The organism is Flavobacterium aquatile LMG 4008 = ATCC 11947, assembly GCF_000757385.1.
GTDB classification, from domain to species: domain Bacteria; phylum Bacteroidota; class Bacteroidia; order Flavobacteriales; family Flavobacteriaceae; genus Flavobacterium; species Flavobacterium aquatile.
The window spans coordinates 344,610-368,668 of sequence record NZ_JRHH01000004.1 but is presented as its reverse complement, the minus strand read 5'-3'; the positions used below and the strand labels follow the sequence as shown (position 1 = coordinate 368,668).

The 24,059-nt window shown below is 33.4% G+C and carries 17 protein-coding genes; 14 read left to right on the top strand and 3 right to left on the bottom strand.

What is annotated here, in order from left to right; all coding sequences use genetic code 11:
• Positions 1-16: 16 nt before the first annotated feature.
• Positions 17-2,911 carry an SIR2 family protein gene (locus tag LG45_RS11495; RefSeq protein WP_035127324.1) on the bottom strand — a complete coding sequence of 965 codons (2,895 nt, stop codon included), beginning with the start codon at positions 2,909-2,911 and terminating at the stop codon, positions 17-19.
• A gap of 503 nt (positions 2,912-3,414) precedes the next feature.
• Between LG45_RS11495 and LG45_RS16140 the strand changes: the two genes are divergently transcribed.
• The gene (locus LG45_RS16140; RefSeq protein WP_052087570.1) at positions 3,415-4,056 is read left to right on the top strand and encodes a DUF6266 family protein; all 642 of its coding nucleotides are present in this window, start codon (positions 3,415-3,417) and stop codon (positions 4,054-4,056) included.
• A gap of 201 nt (positions 4,057-4,257) precedes the next feature.
• Here LG45_RS16140 and LG45_RS11485 read toward each other — a convergent pair whose 3' ends face one another.
• Positions 4,258-4,953 (bottom strand): PAS domain-containing protein, encoded by a 696-nt coding sequence (locus tag LG45_RS11485; protein WP_131494658.1) that lies wholly within the window; start codon positions 4,951-4,953, stop codon positions 4,258-4,260.
• 263 nt (positions 4,954-5,216) lie between these two features.
• Positions 5,217-5,942 carry a hypothetical protein gene (locus LG45_RS11480; RefSeq protein WP_131494657.1) on the bottom strand — a complete coding sequence of 242 codons (726 nt, stop codon included), beginning with the start codon at positions 5,940-5,942 and terminating at the stop codon, positions 5,217-5,219.
• 296 nt (positions 5,943-6,238) lie between these two features.
• On the opposite strand from LG45_RS11480, the gene LG45_RS11475 reads away from it, so the two are divergent.
• From LG45_RS11475 to LG45_RS11415, 13 genes are all read left to right on the top strand, one after another.
• Positions 6,239-6,658: an IS1/IS1595 family N-terminal zinc-binding domain-containing protein gene (locus tag LG45_RS11475; protein WP_035127320.1), complete on the top strand. Its 420-nt coding sequence runs from the start codon at positions 6,239-6,241 to the stop codon at positions 6,656-6,658.
• A 99-nt stretch (positions 6,659-6,757) separates the two neighbouring features.
• The gene (locus LG45_RS11470; RefSeq protein ID WP_035127318.1) at positions 6,758-8,134 is read left to right on the top strand and encodes a hypothetical protein; all 1,377 of its coding nucleotides are present in this window, start codon (positions 6,758-6,760) and stop codon (positions 8,132-8,134) included.
• A gap of 27 nt (positions 8,135-8,161) precedes the next feature.
• Positions 8,162-9,700: an MFS transporter gene (locus tag LG45_RS11465; protein WP_035127316.1), complete on the top strand. Its 1,539-nt coding sequence runs from the start codon at positions 8,162-8,164 to the stop codon at positions 9,698-9,700.
• An 11-nt stretch (positions 9,701-9,711) separates the two neighbouring features.
• The gene (locus tag LG45_RS11460; protein ID WP_035127314.1) at positions 9,712-9,927 is read left to right on the top strand and encodes a DUF6814 family protein; all 216 of its coding nucleotides are present in this window, start codon (positions 9,712-9,714) and stop codon (positions 9,925-9,927) included.
• 553 nt (positions 9,928-10,480) lie between these two features.
• A complete protein-coding gene (locus tag LG45_RS11455) occupies positions 10,481-13,177 on the top strand; it encodes an ATP-binding protein (RefSeq protein ID WP_035127312.1) in 2,697 nt (898 codons plus the stop codon).
• Positions 13,178-13,269: 92 nt separating this feature from the next.
• Positions 13,270-13,632 (top strand): response regulator transcription factor, encoded by a 363-nt coding sequence (locus tag LG45_RS11450; protein WP_035127309.1) that lies wholly within the window; start codon positions 13,270-13,272, stop codon positions 13,630-13,632.
• 183 nt (positions 13,633-13,815) lie between these two features.
• Positions 13,816-15,711: an acetate--CoA ligase gene (locus LG45_RS11445; RefSeq protein WP_035127307.1), complete on the top strand. Its 1,896-nt coding sequence runs from the start codon at positions 13,816-13,818 to the stop codon at positions 15,709-15,711.
• 82 nt (positions 15,712-15,793) lie between these two features.
• The gene (locus LG45_RS11440; protein WP_035127305.1) at positions 15,794-16,381 is read left to right on the top strand and encodes a TetR/AcrR family transcriptional regulator; all 588 of its coding nucleotides are present in this window, start codon (positions 15,794-15,796) and stop codon (positions 16,379-16,381) included.
• A complete protein-coding gene (locus tag LG45_RS11435; RefSeq protein WP_035127301.1) occupies positions 16,378-17,463 on the top strand; it encodes an efflux RND transporter periplasmic adaptor subunit in 1,086 nt (361 codons plus the stop codon). Before LG45_RS11440 ends, LG45_RS11435 begins: the two co-directional genes overlap by 4 nt.
• Positions 17,464-17,465: 2 nt before the next feature.
• Positions 17,466-18,689, top strand: a complete 1,224-nt coding sequence (locus LG45_RS11430) for an ABC transporter permease (RefSeq protein ID WP_035127300.1) — start codon at positions 17,466-17,468, stop codon at positions 18,687-18,689.
• A 2-nt stretch (positions 18,690-18,691) separates the two neighbouring features.
• Positions 18,692-19,363 (top strand): ABC transporter ATP-binding protein, encoded by a 672-nt coding sequence (locus tag LG45_RS11425; RefSeq protein WP_035127298.1) that lies wholly within the window; start codon positions 18,692-18,694, stop codon positions 19,361-19,363.
• A 130-nt stretch (positions 19,364-19,493) separates the two neighbouring features.
• Complete coding sequence (gene acs / locus LG45_RS11420; protein ID WP_035127297.1) at positions 19,494-21,401, top strand: acetate--CoA ligase; 1,908 nt, start codon at positions 19,494-19,496, stop codon at positions 21,399-21,401.
• Between the two features lie 123 nt (positions 21,402-21,524).
• Complete coding sequence (locus tag LG45_RS11415; protein ID WP_035127295.1) at positions 21,525-24,008, top strand: zinc-dependent metalloprotease; 2,484 nt, start codon at positions 21,525-21,527, stop codon at positions 24,006-24,008.
• Positions 24,009-24,059: the final 51 nt, after the last annotated feature.

Sequence of the window (24,059 nt, the reverse complement as noted above, 5' to 3'; positions counted from 1 at the left end):
TTTATTAATAATAAGACTATATAAGTTTGTCATTTATGAAACTTGAACAGTAATTTTTAATTTTCCATTCCGATAATTTGTTAATATATTCTTTTGTTTCTTTATCGGCAATAACATTTGACCATAAAACATCAACTTCTTTTGCTAATGGTACTGAAGTTTTTTTCCATGAATTTTGAGCAAATTTTAAAAAATATAGAGCGTCTTTGTTTTTATTTTCTTTGGTTAGTAAATTACCAATCCACATACAAGCGTATCCTATGTTTAATACTGAATTTATATAATCCTCCAACAATAGTAGTTTTAAAGAAATGTAATAGCATTCAAGTGCTTCTTCATTTCTATTTAGATATTCTAAGCATCTACCAACGTTTCCATAATATGAGCCCCCAAGGTCAGTATTTAAATCTTTATTGAGTAATAATGTCTCTAAGTTCTCATTATGCAAAAAATAATTAAGTGCTTTATTAATATTTATAATATCCTTTGAATCTCTGTGGGCTAATGCTAAGTTGTGTTTTAAACTATAGTTATCAGCAACTCCAGACTCATCTAATAAAAACACTCCTTCTTCTCCAATTTGAATTGCATTTTCAAAATCTTTTTGGTACCATAGGGTGTATGTCTTTTCACTACAGTAACTCAGGTAATAAGAACTTTTACCAGCAATTAGGGTTGAATATTTATCAAGGTTCTTTTTACAAGATTCAAACTCTCCCATTTGAGTTAACGCAGTACAATATCTGTTAAACTGAGAGTGAAAATATGGAATCTCTTGACTTACAGCTTGTTCCCAATTTATTGAATAAAATAATCTTTCAGTTACTCTAATATATTCCTCAATATATCCAGCAGATAATATTGAATAACTAACTTCCTCTAATGCAACCAATGCTGCTTTAAAATCATTTTTATTAATTTGCAATTCAATTTTCGATGTCCAATTTTGAAATTCTTGAATGCTTAGTTTTGAATTTAAATTAGGTTTTAAAATATAAATGAAACGATCATAATATTTAACAAAAAGAGTAATAAACTTTGCTCTTTCGGTTTTAGGGTATTTTGTTAGTACAAATTCTTTTACCAAAGGGTGAAGTTCAATTTCACCATCACTTAGTGTTTCAATTAAGTTTAAGTTTTTTAACGTTCTTAATGCTCTGCCAAACTGATTTGAATTTAACTCACTATCTAAAATTGTTTTTAAAATTTCCTCGGTCTCTGGTTTAACTGTTTCAGCAATACCACGAATTAAATTTTTTTGTTTATCATTAATACTTTTCCATACTTCATTAAGAATTTTTTCTGAAAGTATTGATGAAAAATCATCTTCATTAAAATTTGATTTATTTTCAATTTGATCCATAAAAACTGTTACAATATCTATTCCCCGGATAGCTTGTCCAGCAATAAGGTTCAACCATAACGGATGTCCTTTTGTAACTTTATGTGAACGACTAACTAAATTTTGTAAAACATCGTCACCAATTGGAATTTTGTATAGTTTAAATAAATCGAAAGTTTCTTCAGGAGTTATACCATTAAGTGAAATTTGATAAAAATCAACGCTGGCTTCTCTTATAAATGGTCTACAAGTAAAAATAAATTTTGATTGATGAGATTTATTTAAAATTTGATTAAAAAAATACCCAAAACTACCCGTTGGTTTAAAAGTTTCTAAATCAATATAATTGTCAATATTATCAAAAACAAAAACAATTCTTCGTTCATTCAAGAAATGAAAAAATGTATCAATTAACTCTTCATTACTTAATTTATCAAAATTAATTTTATCAGATTCAGGATTTAATCTTTTGATTATTGAAATGATTTTAGTGCTAAAACGATTTCCTTCTTCTTTAAAATCCCTCCAATCAGCAAATTCATATAAATTATTATTGAAATAATTATGAATAAATTGAGCAGCAAGCCCTGATTTTCCTTGCCCTCCAATTCCTGTGATGAAAATAACTTTAAAATTTTCGTTACTGATATTTTCAATTTCTTTAGTTCTTCCAACCCAAAATTTATTGTTTGGAGGTGAATCATAGTCTAAATTTTCAGAATATGAAATAATATTTGATTTTGATTCTAATTCAAGTTGTTCTTTAAAATTTACTTCATCTTCTATTTTGTCATGAAGACCATTTATAATTTCGTCAATTAATTTTTCTTGTTCATTATAATTTTCTATGATGATTGGGTTTATTTTCTTTGGCCAAATTTTTTCTTTCGAAGTTGTAATTATGTAGTGGTCTGGGCTAAAACCTGAATATAAATTACTTATATAATCAAGAATAAAGTTTATGTAAGGATCAGTTAAACTAAATCCTATAAATAAAATTGATTTATCGGATATTATTTTTTTTAATTCAAAAATTGAAGACTTTTCCTCTGTTGAATATAATTCTTCGTACTCAGTTGGAAAAAGAATACATTTATTTGGTTCATGAATGTCTCCGTGAATTTTGAAAATATACTCAGGATACTGAGATAAATGTGCTACTTTAAATTCATTTGAATAACAAATTTTTTCAAAATTTGGTAAAGCTTTCTCTAATAATTCATCATAATTTGTAGTTATAATATGTTTTGAGAGTTTACATAATTTATTGTGAATTGGCGTTGGGTTGCTGCCATCAAATTTTCTTATTTCTTTTTCTAATATTTCAATTGCATCTTCTCTAAAGTGAGAAATTTTTGTTAACACCTCTAAAGGGGTTAATACATCATCATTTAATGCGGCTTTAATTTTTTCGCTTTTTGGCTCTTTAGCTGAAATTCCATCTAAAATCTTTTCAACTAACGAATTCCAATTTGGTAATCCTGCTTGTAGAGATAAACCTGCACCTACAAAAATTACTACACTTTTTTGTGATATTTTATTTATTAACTGTTGAGTAATATTATCCATTAATTTTTTTTTAATTGCATTTGTAGATTTTTATATAATTACAGTAATCCAGTAATCCATTTATTTTTAACTTAAGCTTTAACAAATAACAATTTACTAAATACATGTCAACTTATTTATTTTTAAAATAATGAATTGAGACTTCATAAGACTTGTTAATATTTATTTTTTAGCCTCCCAAATATATAAAAAAATCCTACAAAAATTACAAACATTCCTTTTTTCCTGCTTCATTCCCATCTCATTCACAAGTTGTTCGCAAAAAGCTCCATTTTAAGAAAACGCAGTAGAACAAAGGCAGAACAAGATAGGAACAAAACCCCTCTATTTTTGGGGTAAACCAGTCAACACCAGTCAAGACCGGTCAAGACTAGTCAAAACCAGTCAACTTTGGCGGTAGTCATTGTAGAGTTAAAGGCTTTTAGTAGTTTTGTTTTCAGTTAGTTACACCTCGAGGAACTAGCTAAAGTATTTAACAAAATGTTTAATTAAAATTTAGAATTATGGGAACTTATAATAAGGGAATTTTGGGAGCCTTTTCGGGCAAAGTAGGACCAGTAGTTGGTGCCAGTTGGAGAGGAAAAGACGTGTTGCGCAGTTTACCAAGAAAAGGTACTCGTGTGGCAACAGAAACACAAATTATACAACGACTGAAGTTCAGTACCGTAACGGCGTTTCTTACTCCGTTAAAGCCTATCGTCAGTAAGTATTATGGCTCGGACAGTGGCGAGATAACGCGTAGAAACCAAGCCATGTCGTACCACATGAAAGAAGCGGTGAACTTTGTAGATCCTAATTTTGTTTTTGTGTACAACAAAGTGCAAATCAGCAAAGGCGATTTACTGCAATTGCAAACGCCCAATGCTGTGGCTGGTGCAGCAACAAGCATCGATTTTACTTGGGTGAACAATGCAGGTCAAGGACAAACATTGGCAACTGATAGAGTTGTAATTGCGGTGTATGAACCAACATCTAAAACTACAGTGTACACCATAAACGCTGGTGAGCGAAGCGATGGTTTGTGTAATTTTATTCTGCCAGCGTATCTTACTGGTACGAGCGTAGAAGTATGGATAACGGTAGTTGCTAGCGACGACAAGTTGTATGCTACAAGTCAGTATTTGGGAACAATTGTCTTAACGTAAGTGTTTATGCTAAACTAAAAAACAGACAAAAAGTGGTGCTTCTGTCTGTTTTTTTTATGGGTAAAAGTTAAAGAAAGTATAAGTTACCTCGCAGTATGCACACATGCAGTTAACGAAAACTACTACTGAAGTACCATGTCATTGTTAAAGATAGGATTAGATATGAAACTGTAAATTACATTTCTTACTTTGTTTACGTTTTTAAGTACCACTGTGTTTATATTTTGTTTCAAGAACATTCATAAATGTGGTAAGCTCGCTAATAAAAGTATCAAGCTCTAAAGCGCTAGAACTTATATGTGCTATTATCTCGCGCATCTCTTCATCAGTAAGATTTTCATCATTCTGTAAAAGCGTTAGTAAACCCAAACATCTTGCTAATGGAGCTCTAACTTCATGGGAAGTCATTTGAAGCATTTCGCGCAGTTTATTGGTGTATTCTTCTCTTTCTTGTTCTGCAATTTTCTTTTCAGTAATTACAGTGCGCAAGGAAAGGTAAAAAGTAGTTTTTCCTTCATTAATAAAAATGGGTATTATAACGGTGTCAACCCAGTAGATAGATCCATCTTTTGCTTTATTTTTTATTTCATCATGCCAAGACTGGCCACTTTCGAGTGTTTTCCACATTTCGGCGAAAAACGATTTTGGATGATATCCAGAGTTAACTATTCGATGATCTTGGCCAATAAGCTCTTCTCTAGTATATTTTGATACTTTACAGAATTTATCATTCACATAAAGTATTTTACCAGTTTTGGTAGTAATTGAAGAAATAATATTGATATCAATTGCCTTTTGGTAAGCTTTAAGTAACTCGTTGAGCTGCTCAGGTTTATCTTTGACTAAATCGAAAATAACTGAATTATAAATTCCCATAAAATTAAAATATAGAAACAAAAATAAATTTTAATTTTATAATTGAGCATGATATTTGTCAGGTTTTGATTATTAATTGTATGAAATTTTGACGTTGTAGATTGCTACTAATGTTTTGGAAATAAGCCAAGAAGCAACTTTAGAAGCACAAAATTATCTGCAAGCATTAGACCTTATTTTTTGCCAAACGTTTACTAGAAATGTAGTGTTCATGTCTATTTATTTTTAGCAATTATAAAGTCATGCTAATCAAATTTAAATTCAATAGGTGAAATTAGGAACTGTTATCGCACCGGACTCACAATAGTATTCAACATCGGACTGTTGGCGTCTTTCCAATTCACCGAACCTTTAAGCAACCATGAATTTCCAAAACACAACAAGGCCGTAGTTTCAAATATAAACGTAGCAAACGTGGTAAAAGTAGTCGTACCATACATATTTTCATATATAGTACTAGCGCCAATAATGACAATACTGGCTAGAATACCATAACCACAATAGCGATAGATTTTGTTTCGCAATTTCTTCTTGGCATCAAACTGCGACGGTGATTTTCCAGCATCGGACTCTTGAAATATCTTCAAACAGAAAAAGGCGAAGCACAAGAACAGCAATCCAGCGCATCCAAAATGAACCGCTTTAAACCAGCTGTGCCAAATGATAGGGTTGAGGTAATCGTTGCCAATATAGCCTTTAAACTCGGTAGGGAAGATGGCAACACCAAAGGCAAACGCACCCGAAAAATTGGATACTCGATTCTCTAAAGTGCTTTTTCCTCTGTAAGTTATTAGAAATCCGCCCAAAACACACAATACACCTACAAAAGCAATGTGCATGTAACTGTAGTAATAATGACTTATAGAAGGTTGCAACCACGCCGTACTGCCCAAGAGTTTGTTGCCAAAAAGCAAAGCAAAGGGAAGGCACAAGCCGAGAATGCCTATTAATTGGCGCAGTAGTAAATAGGATATGGTGTAATCGTTGTCGTCTTTGTGTTTAGTAGTCATAAGAATAGATTTTGAGGTTTGGTTATACAAATCTAGTAGATATATTCTAATTGTGTATCAGTATTTTAACGGTATTTGATAGGGTGAAATTCCCTTTTTTACAATTTCGTATATACTTAAAACGTTGTCTAATTGCTTATTTTGAATAATTGGAAAACGTATTTTTAGGTAAAAACTATACTATTCCTATAAAAAAGTCAATAAAATTGCACACTATGTAATTTTTATTTAAAAAAAATAGCAAAAATGTTTTTGTATAATTGCTAAAATAGTATATTTATGCAAAATTTATATATATGGAGATTGTAGCATGCCCCAAATGCCAAAGCGATAACATTGTAAAAAGCGGTGTCATCAAAGACAGACAAAGGTTTTTATGTAAAAAGTGCAACTACTACTTTACGGTAAACAAACTGGGTAAAAAGATAGACAGTTACTATGTAACCAAGGCATTGCAGTTGTACTTAGAAGGCTTGAGTTTTAGAGAAATTGAGCGTATTATTGGTGTTTCGCACGTTACGGTGAGCAACTGGGTTAAAGAGTTTAAGGTAACTAAACCCAATCATACCGATTATCATCCTACTTATAAGATATATAACCACTTAGAGCTGGTAGAATTCCTAAAAAATAAAGACCAATTGAAAGGTGCTGGTATGATTATTACCGAACTAGGTGATAAGTTTATGCTAATAAAATGGGAGCGTTTTAAAGATTAACTATAGTAGTTTACATATATATATATCATAATTTTTTTCATTGGTAAAATTTTAGAATTTGGCTGTGCAGAATAGAACACTAACCAAAATTTAAACCACATGAAAAAAATTATTCTTTTAGCTGCTGTACTAATCACTACAGTATCTTTTGGACAAGGCTCGCCAGATTACGGTGGCGGAATGAAATTCAACCTTAATCCAGAAGGAACCAAGTACATGCGCTTCATTACTTGGAACCAAATATGGATGCGTTCTTCCGAGTTGAATCCGGGAACGATGATAGGTGAAGAACGTGCTACTAAACAAGAAGACATTGGAGCTCGTCGTTTGCGTTTGTTAGCGTACGCGCAAATTTCGCCTCGTTACATGATTGTAACGCACATTGGTATCAACAACCAAACGTTTACTAACGGTGGTGCATCGGGTAGCGCAGGAACTGGAGGATATGGTGCAGGAAAAAAACCAGGTTTGTTCTTTCACGATGCTTGGAACGAATACGCATTGGTTTTACCAAAAGAAAACAAACCATTCAGCCTATCTGTAGGTGCTGGTTTACATTACTACATGGGATTGTCTAGAATGACCATGTCTTCAACATTAAACTACTTAGCAATTGATGCGCCTATCTTCAACTGGCCATTAATAGAAAATTCCGATCAGTTTGCACGTCAAATGGGAATCTTCGCTAAAGGTAAATACAACAAATTCGAATACCGTTTTAGTTTGAACAAACCATTCGTGACTAACAATACACCAGTAGATGTTACTACTCAAGATGCTGCAGTAGCTGTAGATAACAGCAACAATACCAAATGGTCTAAAACGGGTTATGTAGAATACCAAATATTTGATAAAGAGTCCAACTTTTTACCTTACAAAGTAGGTTCGTATTTAGGAACTAAAAAAATGTTCAACATTGGTGCTGGTTTCTATACGGCTCCAAGTGCTACTAAAACTTCAGTAAATGGAGTAATTGAAAAACACGCAATCAATTTATTCTCTGCCGATGCATTTTTAGACATGCCAGTAGGTAAGAAAGAAAAAAAGATGGCCGTTACAGCGTACAGCGTTTTGTATGATTACGATTTCGGACCAAATTATGTGAGAAACTTAGGAATCATGAATGTAGGTGTAAATGATGCAACATTCACAGGAACACGCGGATTGGCTGGTGCTGGAAACTTGCAACCAACTATCGGAACAGGAACTATTTGGTACACACAAGCCGGATTTTTATTGCCAAATAAAAACGAAAAACCTAAAGTGAGAGTACAACCATTTGGAGCTTACACCTATAAAAAATTCGATGCCTTCGAAAAAGCAAGCAACCAGTTTGATATCGGAACTAACTTATTCCTTGACGGACACCACGCTAAAATTACAGCTCAATATTCTACAAGGCCAGTATATACAGCGGTGGATAACATCGACAAATACTTGGGCGAATTCATAGTACAATTACAAATTTATCTATAAACTAAAACCAACTTAAAACTTTATAATATGAGTGATAAATCATCAAAAGGAATTTGGAAAGTAATCTCCGCTTCCTCAATGGGAACAATGATCGAATGGTATGACTTTTATATCTTCGGTAGTTTAGCAGTAGTGTTATCTACAAAGTTCTTTCCAACAGATAATCCAACGGCAGCGTTCTTATCTACATTAGCAACATTTGCTGCAGGTTTCGTAGTTCGTCCGTTTGGAGCACTTTTCTTCGGAAGATTAGGCGATTTAATTGGAAGAAAATACACGTTCATGGTAACGTTAATGTTGATGGGTGGAGCCACATTTGTAATAGGATGTATTCCGAGTTATGAAACGATTGGTTTTGCAGCTCCAATATTGGTTTTAGTTCTTCGTTTGTTACAAGGTTTAGCACTTGGTGGCGAATATGGTGGTGCAGCAACGTATGTAGCCGAGCATGCGCCTAAAGGAGAAAAAGGATATTGGACGTCATGGATTCAAACTACTGCAACAGTTGGTTTATTCATTTCGTTGATGGTAATCTTAGTTACTAAAGCGTCTTTATCTAAAGAAGCGTTTGATGATTGGGGTTGGAGAGTACCGTTTTGGGTATCGATCTTGATGGTGTATGTATCGTATTTGATTCGTAAAAATATGGATGAATCTCCAGTTTTTGCCAAAACAAAAGCCGAAGGAAAAACATCTACTAATCCGTTAAAAGAAAGTTTCGGAAATAAATTCAATTTAAAATTCGTTCTTCTTGCATTATTCGGAGCAACGATGGGACAAGGTGTGGTGTGGTATACCGGACAATTCTATGCGATGAACTTCTTGAAAACGGTACAAAGCATTGATTCGTCACAAGTAGATATGTTATTGGGTGTTGCCCTGATTTTAGGAACTCCGTTCTTCGTAGTATTTGGATGGTTGAGTGATAAATTGGGTAGAAAATCAATCATGATGACCGGTATGTTATTGGCTATTTTATTGTACCGTCCAATTTACCGTGCGATGTATAATTCTACCGATTTGGCTAACAAAACAGAAGTAGTAGCTCAAACTAAAGTAGTGCCTTCAATTAAAGAAATTGATGCATCTAAAATGGACTCGATTTATACAACTACGAAAGCTTACACTGATGGAACAACGGTTGAAGAAATTAAAACCATCCATTTTGAAGCAGGTAAAGTAATGGTAGACGACAAAGGAAAAGATAAAGTTGAAACTAAAATCACTAAAACTATTAATAGTAGCGACCGTTGGTTCTTGATCTTTATGGTTTTCATTCAAGTAATCTTTGTAACGATGGTGTACGGTCCGATTGCGGCATTCTTAGTAGAAATGTTCCCAGTAAAAATCAGATATACGTCGATGTCGTTGCCATATCACGTTGGAAATGGTATCTTTGGTGGATTACTACCTGCTATATCAACGTATTTTGTTACCAATGCCAAAGAAGCAGGTGATGTAGAATTTTACCTAGAAGGATTATGGTATCCAATTGGTATTGCCGCCGTTTGTTTCGTTATCGGAATGATCTACATTGACAGAAAAATTAATACACTTCACGACTAAAACATAGTATTATGAACGCAATAAAAAAATATTTAGGAATTCTGTGGATTGCACTAGCGATAGCAGTAGCCTACTTTTCAATTGGAATTTTTGGTTACAAATTGACCACAGGAAAACAAGACGATTTGGTTTTCGGAATAATTATTTTCTTCATCCTATTACCAATGATTGTTACTGGTTTAACCATATTTGGATGGTACGCCATCACCAATGAATACGAAGATTAAATGATTGGTATTGATTAGTCTCAGAAGCTCTTATTTACGTAAGAGCTTTTGGGATTTTTATTAGATAGAGTATAGAAATAGAGTATAGAAAATAGACCATACAATTAATTAAGATTTTTTAAATTATTCCAATTTCTTCAATCTGTGTTCAAATAAATAAAAAGGAACGCTGATTAGAGAAATCTGAGAAATTGTTTAAATTATTCCAATTTCTTCAATCTGTGTTCAAATAACATAAAACTTTTTCTAAATTCGTAAACTAATAAGTATTCAAAAATTTGCGCTAATTTGTGCAATTTGTGGTTAAAAAACTAGATATAAAATCTTATAAAAACTTTGTGCCTTAGCGCCTTTGTGGCAAAGACTATGAAAAAAAGACACCAACAAAAATTTGTGATTGTATCAATGGTTCTATTGATAGGGTTTAATATGCCTATTGTCTTGCTATTTGATTCCTCTAACAATTTGTTTGGATTTCCTGTCGTGTATATTTATTTCTTTTCGATATGGCTGTTTTCTATATTACTCTCCATGCTAATAGTAAAACGATACAATGAATAGTATAGCCTTATTAGCGATTCTTTCGGGCTACTTGGCCGTTCTCTTTTTTATTGCGCATTGGGCAGAAAAAAAAGGAAATAGCAAATGGACCAATAATCCTTATGTGTATTCACTTTCATTGGCGGTGTATTGCACAGCTTGGACGTATTACGGAAGCATTGGTGTTGCGGCAGATAGCGGATTGAGTTATCTTCCAATCTACCTCGGACCCATAATTATTGCACCTTCGTGGATATTAATTCTGAAGAAAATCATCCGAATTTCTAGAGTCAACAAAATATCAAGTATTGCCGATTTTATTTCGCTTCGTTACGGAAACAGTCGTTTTCTGGGTGCTATTGTAACCGTAATTTGTCTTACAGGAATCATTCCGTACATCGCATTACAACTCAAAGCAATATCCGAAACCTTTCACGTAGTTTCTAAAACCAATATTAGTTCGCTTGTCTTTAATGACACGACGACCTATGTCGCTGTGGCGTTAGCTTTATTTGCATCTTACTATGGAACTCGCTATGTAGATGCTTCCGAAAAACGTAAAGGAATTGTAACTGCTGTTGCCATGGAAAGCGTTTTAAAACTAGTTTTCTTCGTAGTTATCGGAATTTATGTAACGTTTTTTGTATTTGATGGTTTTGATGATATCTATCAAAAAGCATCGTTATTAGAAAAATTTAAAGAGAAAAATACCATTGGTGGATTGCCGCAAGCGATTAACTGGTTCTTACTATGTATCCTTTCTATGTTTGCCATTTTCTTATTGCCTCGACAATTTCAGGTTGGAGTTATCGAAAACAATCGAGAGAATCATGTCAATACAGCCGTTTGGTTGTTTCCATTATATCTTCTGATATTTAATATTTTTGTTTATCCGATAGCTTGGGGTGGCAATATTTTGTTTGATGGAAAAGAGGTAAATTCCGATGCGTATTCGTTGTTAATTCCGCAATTGTTCAATAATCAAACGCTTACGGTTTTGGTTTTCCTTGGTGGATTTTCGGCAGCTATTTCAATGATTGTAGTTTCTTCCATCGGATTATCCACTATGGTAACCAACAACATTTTGATTCCGTACAATTTAATCGGAAAATTAAAAGGTAACGAGCAAACCATCAGTAGCAAAAAGATTCTAAACACCAGAAAAATAAGTATCTTTTCGTTAATTATTACATCGTATTTTATCTATAGAGTATTCGGATTAAATTACAGTTTGGTTTCCATTGGTATGGTGGCTTTTGTAATTATTGCACAATTGGCACCAGCTTTTTTTGGCGCTTTATTCTGGAGAAGAGGTTCACGTTTGGGTGCAATTTATAGTATCATCATCGGATTTATTGTATGTGTATACACTTTGATAATTCCTTATTCGTTAGGACTTACCAGCAGTTCGAGTACTTTTATTTCAGAAGGTTACCTCGGAAATCATCTACTAAAACCGTTTCAACTATTTGGTTTGGATTATTTAGATCCAATTCCGCATGCTTTATTTTGGAGTATGCTTTTTAATTGCATCACATATTTTGCTGTTTCTGTTAGTTTTAAAGGAAATTACCGCGAACGCAATTATGCCGAAATGTTTGTTGATATCAATAAATACAGTACCAATCACGAAAATGCTTTCATCTGGAAAGGAACTGCTTACAGAAATGACATCGAAAAAGTATTAATTCGTTTCCTTGGTGAAGAGCGAACAAAACGCGCCATGAACATCTTCAACTTAAAATACAACGTCGATAAAAATTTAGAACTTGCCGATGCTAGATTAATCAAGTTTTCAGAAAATCTGCTCACAGGTCACATCGGAACAGCATCGGCGAGAATATTGATTTCTAGTGTAGTAAAAGAAGAAAAAATTACGTTACCCGAAGTGTTGAAGATTTTAGAAGAATCGAAAGAAAACATAATTATCAACAAAAAGCTTACTGAAACTTCGAATGAATTAAAAGAAATATCGGCCAAGTTGCAAGAAGCCAATCAATCGTTGATAATTAAAGACCAGCAAAAAGATGAGTTTTTAGATACGGTAACGCACGAACTTAGAACGCCAATTACAGCCATTCGAGCGGCAAGTGAAATACTACACGACGACGATGAAATTCCGGAAGAGATAAAAAAACAGTTTCTTCAAAACATCATTTCCGAATCGGATCGATTGAATCGTTTAATTGATAAGATTTTAGATTTGGAAAAATTTGAAACTGGAAAACAAACGATAAATCCAACAAAGAATAATCTAGTTCAAACTGTAGAGAAATCAATTGAACCTTTACAGCAACTCATTCGAAATAAGAATATTGCCATTCATATTGAAAGCAAAGACGTGATTAATGCCTATTATGATGAAGATAGAATTGTTCAAGTAGTAACTAATTTACTATCAAATGCAATCAAGTTTTGTCCAGAAAAAGAAGGATTAATTACCATTCAAATCATTGAAAAAGACAATTTTATTCATACTTTCGTACAAGATAACGGAAAAGGAATTAATGCAAATGATTTTGAAGCCATATTTGAAAAATTCTATCAATCGACCAATCAAAATATTAAAAAACCAGTTGGAAGCGGATTAGGATTGGCTATTTGCAAACAAATTATAGACCATCATAAAGGTAAAATATGGGCACAGCAAAGTTTAAAAGGAGCCTGTATAGCTTTTACTTTACCGAAACAAAAAGCAGATTTCAGTTAGCAGAAAGCAGATGTCAGACAAATAATTGTTAAATTGATTTTTGAAGTTGAAATTTGAACTTGATTTTTGAGATTGCATAATAAATTTAAGAAATGAAAAAGATATTAATAGTCGATGACGAACCCAATATAGTAATGGCGCTTGAGTATACATTCAAAAAGAATAATTTTGAAGTATTCATAGCTCGCGACGGACAAGAAGCGTTGGATATAGTAAAGTCAACGTTCCCAGATATGATTATCCTTGATGTAATGATGCCGATGGTAGATGGTTATGCTACAATTGAGCAAATTAGAAAAGACGATAATTTAAAACACACTAAAGTAATTTTCCTTTCGGCCAAGAATAAAGAAAGCGATATCGAAAAAGGAATGGCACTTGGCGCAGATGCTTATTTAACTAAACCATTCTCTATAAAAAAGGTAGTTGATCAAGTTATGGAATTACTGTCGTAAATAATTGTCACACTGAGCGCAGTCGAAGTGCTAAATACTAACCTAGCGATTTTTGTTAGGTTTTTTTATGTCTTTACGAAAACGTTTTAGTATATACCTATTTAGCAAGAAAATTCATTGGCGTATTATTTATATAGTTATATTTACTATACTATTTAAACAATCACAAACCTAACAATACCAATGAATTACCAAGAATTTTACAGCCAAAGTTGCCAATTACCTGAGGCATTTTGGAAGGAACAAGCAGATCAAATAGAATGGTATACAAAACCTTCAACCATTTTATCAAAAGACGACAATGACTATCCGTTATGGTACAAAGATGGTGAGTTAAACGCATGTTATCTAGCTTTAGACAAACACATACAAGACGGTTTTGGCGATCAAACCGCAATCATTTATGATTCGCCAGTAACTCAAACTGTAAAAAAATATACCTATAACGAAGTAAAAACGGAAGTAGCCAAACTGGCAGGTGGCATGATTTCTTTAGGTTTAAAAAAAGGCGATACCGCTGTAATTTATATGCCTATGATTCCGCAAGCGGCTTTCGCAATGTTGGCTTGTGCTCGAATAGGAGTAACGCATTCCGTTGTTTTTGGAGGTTTTGCGCCTCATGAATTAGCGATAAGAATTGACGATTGCAAACCAAGATTAATCATAACAGCATCTTCGGGAATAGAAATTGACCGATTAATTGCATACAAACCATTAGTGGATGAAGCTATAAATTTAGCCGAACACAAACCAAAAAAAGTTATTGTTTTCAATAGAAAATTGGGAGCGAGAATTCCGTTTAAAAAATACGATGTAGATTATGATGCTTTAGTTTATGGTTCAGAAGAAGCGGAATGTGTTTCTGTAAATGCAACACATCCATTATATGTTTTATATACATCAGGAACTACAGGGAAACCAAAAGGAATTGTAAGAGATACAGGAGGTTATGCAGTAGCACTTAAATTTTCAATGCAACACATTTACGGAGCGAAACAAGACGAAGTTTTTTGGGCTGCATCCGATGTGGGTTGGGTTGTAGGTCATAGTTTCATTGTTTACGGACCACTTATTAACCGAAATACTACAGTTATTTTTGAAGGAAAACCAATACGAACTCCAGATGCAAGTACGTTTTGGCGAGTGATTGCGGAGCATAAAGTAAGTATTATGTTTACTGCTCCAACCGCTATTCGAGCTATCAAAAAAGAAGACCCAAATGGTGAATTTATCAAACAATACGATTTGTCTAGTTTGAGAACCCAATTCTTAGCAGGCGAACGCTGTGATGTTGCGACTTTAGAATGGTATCGAGAACATATTCCAGTTCCAGCTATTGACCACTGGTGGCAAACCGAATCGGGTTGGCCAATGATTTGTAATATGATGGGCGTGGAGTATTTACCAATAAAACCAGGTTCTGCAGGAAAAGCGGTTACAGGTTATGATATTAGAATATTTGGTGAAAACGGACAAGAATTAGGTTCTAATGAAGAAGGTTATGTAGTAATTAAATTGCCATTACCACCAGGAACCATGTTGGATTTATGGAAAGACAATGACCGTTTCAAAGCTGGATATTTGAATAGATTTCCAGGTTATTATTTCTCAGGCGATGGCGGATTTAAAGACGATGAAGATTACATTTTTATAACTGGTAGAGTAGATGATGTTATCAATGTGGCTGGTCATAGACTTTCTACGGCAGAAATGGAAGAAATAGTTTCATCACATCATTCGGTAGCAGAATGCGCTGTTATTGGAATTAATGATGAACTTAAAGGTCAAGTTCCATTAGCTTTGGTAGTAAATAAATCGGGTGAAGATATCGAACATTTCCAATTGCAACATGAAGTTGTTCATTTGGTTAGAGATCAAATTGGAGCAGTAGCTTCTTTGAGAGATGTAGTTATTGTTCAAAGATTGCCAAAAACACGTTCGGGTAAAATCTTAAGAAAGTTACTAAGAAGTATTGCCGACGGAGAAAACTTCCAAGTACCATCTACTATTGATGATGAAGCAATTATTGATGAAGTAAGAGAGGAATTTATAAAAGCAAAAATAGGTTCGTTTAGATAAAACAAATTAAAAAAGCCAATAAGTATTTTATTGGTTTTTTTATATAAATTTGTAGAGTGAATACTCACTAACTTATTCAATTATGGTCGACAACACTTCAAAAAGGCAACAAGAAATAATAGAATCTGCGGGAAAACTCTTGATGGAAAAAGGTATAAAAGGATTGACTACAAAGAATTTAGCTCAAGAAATGGGTTTTTCTGAAAGTGCTTTGTATCGACATTTCAAAAATAAAGAAGACATCATCGTTTTGCTATTGGACTATTTAGGAAGCAACATAAAAGAACGATTGGATGTAATTTTTGAAAGCAGTGCAACTTCAGAAATTAAGCTAAAACAATTGTTCAGTAGTCAATTTCATTTTTTTAGTAAGAATCCACATTTTGTTGTGGCTATTTTATCAGAAGGTTTGTTTGATGAATCTGAAAAAATCAATCAATCGATTATGAAAGTTATTCAGTATAAAATGCAATTGATTGCCAAAATCATCGAGGATGGAAAAAAAAATAACGTATTTACAAATAGCCTTGAAACGGAAGAAATCTTGCATATCATAATAGGAAGTTTTAGAATGATGATGCTAAAATGGAAGTTCTCCAAATTTGAAATCGATTTGATAAATCAAGGAAATAAAATCATGGATATTACAATAAAATTATTAGCAAAATGAAAAAAATACTAGCCATACTAATCGGTTTGACGCTTTTTTCATGCGGAAAAAGTGAAGAAATTCAGCCTATAAATCAAGATATTAAAGAATTAGTTTTTGCTTCAGGACAATTGGAATGGGACGATTCTTATAATCTTACGGCTCAAACCGATGGTGTTCTACAAAATGCTAATTTTGAAGTAGGAAACACGGTTACCAAAGGAAAAACTCTCGCAACTTTGGATAATGAAATCAACAAAATAAATGCCGAAACTTCACAAGAACAATTAGTGATTTCCAATGAAAATGTAACTTCTAATGCTCCAGCGTTATTACAATTGGAACAAAATATTCAATTTGCCGAAAGCAAATATTTGCAAGACAAAAAGCAAGCCGAAAGATACGAACGCTTAAATCAGCAAAACATTGGTTCTAAAGTAGAATATGAAAACGCACAATTGGCTGTTAAAAATTCGCTATCCAATTTGAATTCCCTGAAAAAACAGTACAGAGTTATTTTGCAACAAGCAAAACAACAACAAATTGCTACCAAAGGTCAATTGAAAAGTAATCAAGTTGTCAGAAATTACAATTCGATTATCGTAACAGAAAGCGGAACAGTTATCAAAAAACTAAAAAACAATGGTGAGTATGTGAAAAAAGGTGAAATCATTGCTACCATTGCCAATCAAACAAAAGTAGAAGCCGTTTTGAACGTAGATGAAAATAGCATCGGAAAAGTAAAATTGGGACAATCCGTTTTTATAAAACTTAATACCGATAAAAATAGTGTTTTAAACGGAAAAGTTTCTGAAATACTTTCGGCATTTGACCAACAAACGCAATCGTTTATTTGCAAAGTAACTTTTGATAAACCAATAGAAAATTCTCTTTTTGGAACACAATTGGAAGCTAACATTTTGGTTGGAGAAAAGAAAAACGCCTTACTAATTCCACGAAATTATGTTGGTTTTGGAAATAAAGTAAACGTAAAAGGAAAAGAGGAAAACGTAATCATAAAACCCGGAATTATTTCAACCGAATACGTTGAAGTTCTTGAAGGTGTAACCAAAGATGATGTTCTTTTACCCATAAAACCATAAAAATGAACATCAATTCAGCAATAGCTAAAACGTATATCGTTTCTAACAAAAAACTTACTGCAGTAGCAGTTATGGGAGTTGTTTTAGGAATGTCAATTTACATTTTCATGAACAGTTTGTTAGTGGGTTTTGACAAAAGTTCGAGTGCATCTATCTTTAAATCAACTTCTCATATAAGAGTTTACAAAGACGATGAAATTAGTAAACCTTTGATTGAAGATACTAATTCTAAACCTATCATAATCAATCCGAAGATTGTTCCTGTAAACAATACGATTATCAATCCGAATTTAGTTATTGAAACCATTTTGAAACAAAAAGAAGTTATCGTTGTTACACCACAAGTCAATTCGAATGTCTTTTTTAATAACGGAAAATCACAAATATCAGGTATTTCCGTTGGTATAAAACCCGATGAAGCCAACTTGATGTTTGATATAAAATCATTCATGGTGGAAGGTGATTTTGAACTGCTAAAATCCAATCCCAATGGAATTGTTATCGGAAGTGGTATTTCTGAAAAAATGAATTTGACCATAAATGATAATTTGAATCTAACTTCTTCCAAAGGAATCAATCGTACTTTTAAAATTATTGGAATATTTAAGACAAATAATTCGATAACAGACAAAACAAGGTCGTACATAAATATAGCCACAGCTCAACAATTATTAAAAGAAGGAACGAGTTACATCACCGACATCAACGTAAACATATCCGATCCTGAAGAAGCAGAAACGGTTGCCAAAAAAATTGAAATTCTAACAGGTTACAAAGCGGAAGGTTGGAAACAAGCAAATGAAACGTTTATGGCCGCCAACAAAATGCGTAAAATCATTATCACTTTTGTATCCTTAACCATATTACTAGTAGCAGGTTTCGGAATTTACAACATCTTAAACATGACGGTTTCTCAAAAAATAAATGATATTGCTATTCTAAAAGCAATGGGATTTAAAGGAAAAGACGTTATCAGAATATTTGTAACTCAAGCCGTTTCAATTGGAATTATGGGCGTTATTGGCGGAATCATTGTGGCCATTATTTTAATAGCCATTTTGAAACGAGTTTACGTTGGTGGTGATATTGGTTATTTTCCAATAGATTATGAATTCAAAAAATTTGTGCAAGGTGTTGTGATTGGTTTAGTTATTACCTTTTTCGCAGGCTATATTCCAGCTAAGAAAGCGGCTAATGTTGATCCTGTTGAAATTTTAAGAAAATAGAAATGAACATTCTAGAAACCAAAAATATAGACAAATTCTTCCACGAGCCAACAGAATTTCAAGTGTTGAAAGAAATTTCATTTGATGTAAAAAAAGGTGAATTTCTTTCCATGATTGGGAAATCGGGTAGTGGCAAGTCAACACTTTTATATATCCTTTCCACGATGGATACCGATTATAAAGGCGAATTGTATATAGATAATAAGTTGATGACAGGTTTGTCGATTGATCAATTAGCCGAAGTTAGAAACGAAAAAATTGGGTTTGTATTCCAATTTCATTATTTACTTCCAGAGTTTTCTTGTCTGCGAAACGTGATGATTCCAGCTTTAAAATTAGGTAAATTATCTGAAAAAGAAATAGAAGCTCGTGCCTATCAAAAATTAGAAATATTAGGTTTGCAAGATCAAGCATTAAAACCAGCAAGCAAACTTTCGGGCGGACAACAACAACGTGTAGCTATTGCACGCGCCTTGATAAATGATCCTTTACTAATTATGGGTGACGAACCTACAGGAAATCTCGATAGTAAAAACACCGCTATTGTATTTGATATTTTTCAAGAACTGACTCGAAATTTTGGTCAAACCATTATTGCTGTCACGCATGATGATGATTTCGCTCACAAAAGCGATCGAATTATAGAGATGAAAGATGGTAGAATTATCAGTTAAATCCCTAGCTGATTATATTATGTATAGCAATTTAGCAAGAAATATCTTTTTTGCTATTATAGAATATTTATATTTACAAAACCAAACGACTATTTAGTAGTCACTATTAACTAATTACAAAAATTATACAATGAGTTATTATACCATAGACAATTTAGAGCATTACTTTAAAATGTATAAAAAATCGGTTCGTGAACCAAGAAAATTTTGGGACCGAATTGCCGATGAACACTTTACTTGGTACCAAAAATGGGATAAAGTAATGGAATTTGATATGCAAGAAGCCAAATTTAAATGGTTTGTTGACGCTAAAGTAAACATCACTAAGAACTGTATTGACAGACATTTAGCGAAACGTGGCGAAAAAACAGCAATTATTTTTGAGCCAAACGATCCCAACGAAGATGCACAGCATATTACTTACAACGAATTGTATTCAAAAGTTGCCAAAATGGCCAATGTACTTCGTGATCAAGGCGTAAAAAAAGGAGATAGAGTATGTATTTATCTTCCGATGATTCCTGAATTGGCAGTATCTGTTTTGGCTTGCGCCCGAATTGGAGCAATACATTCTGTGGTTTTTGCAGGATTTTCATCCTCAGCAGTTTCAGCTCGTATTAATGATTCTGAATGTAAATTGGTTATTACTTCTGATGGAAGTTATCGTGGTAACAAAGCCATCGATTTAAAAGGAATTGTTGATGAAGCATTAGATAAATCGCCTTGTGTAGAAAAAGTATTGGTTGTAAAAAGAACCAATTCAGAAGTAACCATGAAAGAAGGTCGTGATATTTGGTTACAAACACTTTTAGATGAGGCAATTCCAAACAATGTAGCTGAAATTATGGATGCAGAAGATCCTTTATTCATACTTTATACTTCTGGTTCAACAGGAAAACCTAAAGGAATGGTGCATACAACGGCTGGTTATATGGTTCAAACCGCCTATTCATTTAAAAATGTTTTCAATTATCAAGAAAATGATGTGTATTGGTGTACTGCCGATATTGGTTGGATTACAGGACATTCTTATATTTTGTACGGACCATTATTAAACGGAGCAACAACCGTAATTTTTGAAGGCGTTCCATCATATCCTGATTTTTCACGTTTTTGGGAAATTATAGAAAAACATCAAGTCAATCAATTTTATACTGCGCCAACTGCGATTAGAGCTTTGGCAAAAGAAAGTTTAGATTTTGTTCAACGTTTCCCATTACAATCGTTGAAAGTTATTGGATCTGTTGGTGAACCCATCAATGAAGAGGCTTGGCATTGGTATAATGCACACGTAGGAGGAAAACGTTGCCCTTTAGTTGACACATGGTGGCAAACCGAAACTGGAAGTATTATGATATCTCCAATTCCGTTTGTAACGCCAACAAAACCAACCTATGCGTCATTACCATTACCCGGAATTCAACCGGTGTTAATGGACGAATTACGCAACGAAATCGAAGGAAATCAAGTTACAGGAAGTTTGTGTATCAAATTCCCATGGCCATCAATGGCTAGAACTATTTGGGGTGATCATCAACGTTATAAAGAGACTTATTTTACAGCTTTTCCAGGAAAGTATTTCACTGGTGACGGAGCTTTACGCGATGAAGTTGGTTATTACAGAATTACGGGTAGAGTAGATGACGTAATCATTGTTTCTGGACATAATTTAGGAACAGCACCAATTGAAGATGCAATAAATGAACATCCAGCAGTTGCAGAAAGCGCAATAGTTGGTTTCCCACATGATATCAAAGGAAATGCACTTTACGGATATGTAATTTTGAAAGAAGTTGGTGAATCTCGTAATCAAGAGAATTTGGCAAAAGAAATCAATCAGGTTATTTCCGATCAAATTGGACCAATTGCAAAATTAGATAAAATTCAGTTTGTAAGCGGATTACCAAAAACACGTTCAGGAAAAATTATGCGTAGAATACTTCGTAAAATCGCAGAAGGTGACTTCTCTAATTTTGGTGATACATCAACCTTATTAAATCCAGAAATTGTAGAAGAAATTAAAAACGGAAAGTTATAGTTTTAGTATATTTAGTTTAAAAACTGCTCTAGAAATAGGGCAGTTTTTTTTATTTAACAAATTGTTATTAGGTAATTAATAGCGCAATTCCTAAATTTGAATCTTAACTTTCAAAATCAATTCATGAAAAAACTTTTACTACTTTGTTTACTTTTTGTATTTATTGTTCCAATAAATAGTTTTTCGCAATCTAAAAAGAAAAAGAAAGAGCAAGAAGAAGCGGCTGCAAAAGAAGCAAATCCAGCTGCAGAAAAGAAAAAAGAAGGCAAAATTAAAGATTACAATAAAGTAATCACTAATGAGGCAAAAACGCAAGAAGGTCTTTTTAAAACGCACAAAGTAGACGACAAGTATTTTTATGAAATTCCAAATAACTTACTAGGTAAAGAAATGCTTTTGGTAAGCCGAATTTCTAAACTTCCATCCGGAATTGGAAATGGTTACATTAACGCAGGAAGCTCGATGAACGAACAATTAATTACTTGGGAGCGCATCCAGGATAAAATTGTAATCAAAGCAAAATCGTATGCTGCAGTTGCAAATGATAGTTTACCTATTAGCATTTCTGTCAAAGCAAATAATTACGAACCCACTTTATACGCGTTTAACATTGAAGCATTTAGTAAAGATTCAGCCAATGTTGTAATTGATGTTACCAAGTTTTTTAGTACCGATGTTAAAGCCTTAAGCGGATTGGATTCGTCATTGCGAGAAACCTACAAAGTGAAAAGTCTTGATGAGTCAAGAAGTTTTATTACTTCTATAAAATCATTTCCATTTAATATCGAAATAGTTCAAGATTTTACATACACAGCTTCAAAACCACCAGTTTTAGAGGAATCAGAAAGTATTAGTTTGCAAATGAATCAGTCGATGATTTTGCTTCCAGAAATCCCAATGAAGCCAAGATTATTCGATGAACGAGTAGGATGGTTTACCTTAAATCATTACGATTATTCAAGTGAAGCTTTAAAATCGGATAAAAAAACATTCATTAGAAAATGGCGTTTAGAACCTAAAGATTGGGAAGCTTACAATCGTGGCGAGTTGGTTGAACCAATAAAACCAATTGTTTATTATTTAGACCCAGCAACACCAGAAAAATTACGTAAGTACATAAAACAAGGCGTTGAAGAATGGCAAAAACCATTTGAAGCAGCCGGATTTAAAAACGCAATTATTTGTAAAGATCCGCCAACTAAAGAAGAAGATCCCGATTTTAATCCAGAAGATATTCGTTATTCTGTAATCCGATATGTAGCAAGTACAACTCGAAATGCAGTTGGCCCAAGTGTTTCAGATCCTAGAACTGGAGAAATTATAGAAAGTGACATTATTTGGTACCATAATCATTTGCGTTCTTATAGAAACCGTTATTTGTTAGAAACTGGAGCGGCAAATCCGAAAGCTAGAACTTTGGATACAAGTGATGAAGATATGGGTGAAATGATGCAAATGGTTATCGCGCACGAAGTTGGTCATGCATTAGGTTTGCCTCACAATATGGGTGCAAGTTGCGCTTATGATGTAGAAAATTACAGAAAACCAGCATTTACCAAACAATTCGGAATTGCCTCAAGTATTATGGATTACGCACGTTTCAACTACATTGCGCAACCTGGCGATGGAGATGTTCGTTTTGTTAGACAAATGGGACCGTATGATTTTTACGCCATAAATTGGGGTTACCGAATGATTCCAACGGCTAAAACTAGCGAAAGCGAAATACCAACTTTAAACCGATGGATTGAAGAAAAAGCCAACGATAGAAATTATAAATTTGGAAATCAAGGCAGTTCATTTGATCCAAGTTCTCAAACAGAAGACGTTGGAAATGATGCCGTTAAAGCAAGTACTTATGCATTGAGTAATTTAAAAATAGTAACTGAAAATCTTCCAAAATGGACAAGTGATAAAACCAATGATTACGAAGATTTAGCCGAACTTTATAATGAATTATTAGCTGCTTGGAGTCGCTATGTTGGCCACGTAACTAACAACATTGCTGGAGTTTATGAAACTTACAAAAAACCAAATCAAGGCGGATTTATTTATGCAGTTGTTCCAAAAGAAAAGCAACAAGAAGCGTTACGTTGGTTACATCAAAATGCCTTTTCAAGTCCAACTTGGTTGGTAAATAATTCGGTTTTAAAAAATACTGCTTATGCTGGTTATACCGATAAATTCAGAAGTATTCAAGTGCGTCACCTTAATAAGATATTGAGTTTTGAAACTTTAGGAAGACTAATTGATGGTGCCAATTTAAGTGAGTTAAACTACAAACCAATTCAGTTTTTAAGAGAATTGCGTTTGGGATTATTTAAAGAAGCTGCAACCCAGCAAAATGTATCGGTTTACAGAAGAAATTTACAACGAGCATACATTGAGCGAATGGAATTTTTAATGAATGAAAAGATAAATCCTTTAGCAAACGATGACTATTATATGACATCACAATCGGATGTTCGTGCTTTGGTTCGCGGTGAATTAAAACAATTATTAAGTACTTTTCAGTTGGCTAAAATGACTCCAACCGATATTGAAACAAGGTACCATTACGACGATTGTATCGAGCGTATTAATTTAATTTTAAAACCAATCAAATAAGTAACAAAATCCTCAAATAACTAATTTGGGGATTTTTTTTAGTTTACAAAT

Bases quoted from the DNA above. Each gene is read 5' to 3' on its own strand.
- LG45_RS11495 (WP_035127324.1), bottom strand. From the start codon at position 2,911: ATGGATAATATTACTCAACAGTTAATAAATAAAATATCACAAAAAAGT.
- LG45_RS16140 (WP_052087570.1), top strand. From the start codon at position 3,415: ATGGGAACTTATAATAAGGGAATTTTGGGAGCCTTTTCGGGCAAAGTA.
- LG45_RS11480 (WP_131494657.1), bottom strand. From the start codon at position 5,942: ATGACTACTAAACACAAAGACGACAACGATTACACCATATCCTATTTA.
- LG45_RS11475 (WP_035127320.1), top strand. From the start codon at position 6,239: ATGGAGATTGTAGCATGCCCCAAATGCCAAAGCGATAACATTGTAAAA.
- LG45_RS11470 (WP_035127318.1), top strand. From the start codon at position 6,758: ATGAAAAAAATTATTCTTTTAGCTGCTGTACTAATCACTACAGTATCT.
- LG45_RS11465 (WP_035127316.1), top strand. From the start codon at position 8,162: ATGAGTGATAAATCATCAAAAGGAATTTGGAAAGTAATCTCCGCTTCC.
- LG45_RS11460 (WP_035127314.1), top strand. From the start codon at position 9,712: ATGAACGCAATAAAAAAATATTTAGGAATTCTGTGGATTGCACTAGCG.
- LG45_RS11455 (WP_035127312.1), top strand. From the start codon at position 10,481: ATGAATAGTATAGCCTTATTAGCGATTCTTTCGGGCTACTTGGCCGTT.
- LG45_RS11450 (WP_035127309.1), top strand. From the start codon at position 13,270: ATGAAAAAGATATTAATAGTCGATGACGAACCCAATATAGTAATGGCG.
- LG45_RS11445 (WP_035127307.1), top strand. From the start codon at position 13,816: ATGAATTACCAAGAATTTTACAGCCAAAGTTGCCAATTACCTGAGGCA.
- LG45_RS11440 (WP_035127305.1), top strand. From the start codon at position 15,794: ATGGTCGACAACACTTCAAAAAGGCAACAAGAAATAATAGAATCTGCG.
- LG45_RS11435 (WP_035127301.1), top strand. From the start codon at position 16,378: ATGAAAAAAATACTAGCCATACTAATCGGTTTGACGCTTTTTTCATGC.
- LG45_RS11430 (WP_035127300.1), top strand. From the start codon at position 17,466: ATGAACATCAATTCAGCAATAGCTAAAACGTATATCGTTTCTAACAAA.
- LG45_RS11425 (WP_035127298.1), top strand. From the start codon at position 18,692: ATGAACATTCTAGAAACCAAAAATATAGACAAATTCTTCCACGAGCCA.
- acs (WP_035127297.1), top strand. From the start codon at position 19,494: ATGAGTTATTATACCATAGACAATTTAGAGCATTACTTTAAAATGTAT.
- LG45_RS11415 (WP_035127295.1), top strand. From the start codon at position 21,525: ATGAAAAAACTTTTACTACTTTGTTTACTTTTTGTATTTATTGTTCCA.